Origin of the sequence: Acetonema longum DSM 6540, assembly GCF_000219125.1 — a bacterium.
In the GTDB taxonomy this organism is placed as follows: domain Bacteria; phylum Bacillota; class Negativicutes; order Sporomusales; family Acetonemataceae; genus Acetonema; species Acetonema longum.
On the sequence record NZ_AFGF01000105.1, the window covers coordinates 1 to 919 of the forward strand.

Genomic DNA, 919 nt, shown 5'->3' on the forward strand with positions numbered 1-919 from the left:
CTAAGACTGAAATTACAAATGATATTATAGGTAAACCTCGGGTCGGCAGTGGGTTAAAAGTAGATGATGTAAGTCCAATTAAAGCTGTTGATGCTAAAGGCAGACAGTATATTGTTCAAGAGTTCCCATCTACACCACAGTCTCATGGATTCACTGATATCGTTGATAACTATGCCGGAAGTGCAACCCAATATGACCTTGGCAAGGGAGCAACGCTCTATCAAATCGAAGGGTCGCTAAATGGAGTGTCTGGACGCTTCGAATGGATCACCCAAAGCGGAAATGTAACACATAGGATGTTTGTTCAAGGCGGAACAGTAAATGGGGTGCCAATAAAATGATAAAAATACTAGAATTAATGCAATCTACCAAGCTAAAAGTAAATTGGACAACTATTCTAGTTGGATGGAAAGGATTTGGAAAATTTTCGAGACAATTTTCATCAAAAGATGTCATTGATTATGCAGTTGAAGTAGCTTCAAACGATGATAAACAACCAGAAGAAACTTGGGAATTGGCTGGATTGAACAACAGTGAAAGTGAAAATATTACTGGGCTTTTAGAAAGATTATCCCAAAAAGAAGAACATAAGGAGCAAGATGAATTTAGAAAGTGGAGAGCGATTTTGACAAAACAACTATTAACCAAACTGCCAAATGATTATTTGGAAGGATTGATTGCAATTACTGATTTTTGGGATAAATTTCAATTTCCTGATGATAGTCCGCATATAGTACAAGGTCGAAATAATGAAATATCTCCAACCGAGTACTATAGCCAAGAAAACTATTTGAAACTTATTGAAGCCCACAAAAGATGGGTTGATGATGAAATCTCAAAATTGGTATGAATTTAGTTGACACTGGGGACGATCACCTTTTGACAACTTAATCTTAAAGCGAAAAACAAACAGCGGAGT

The 919-nt window shown here is 36.8% G+C and carries 1 protein-coding gene and 1 pseudogene; both read left to right on the plus strand.

Translation table 11 applies throughout. From position 1 onward, the window contains the following. Positions 1 to 341 (plus strand): annotated as a pseudogene (locus ALO_RS22460) (hypothetical protein); the annotation flags it as partial. After that, entirely contained in the window at positions 338 to 850 is a 513-nt protein-coding gene (locus tag ALO_RS11555) for a DUF2247 family protein (protein ID WP_004096005.1), read from the plus strand. The pseudogene ALO_RS22460 and the gene ALO_RS11555, both read left to right, overlap by 4 nt. The last annotated feature ends 69 nt before the right edge of the window (positions 851 to 919 follow it).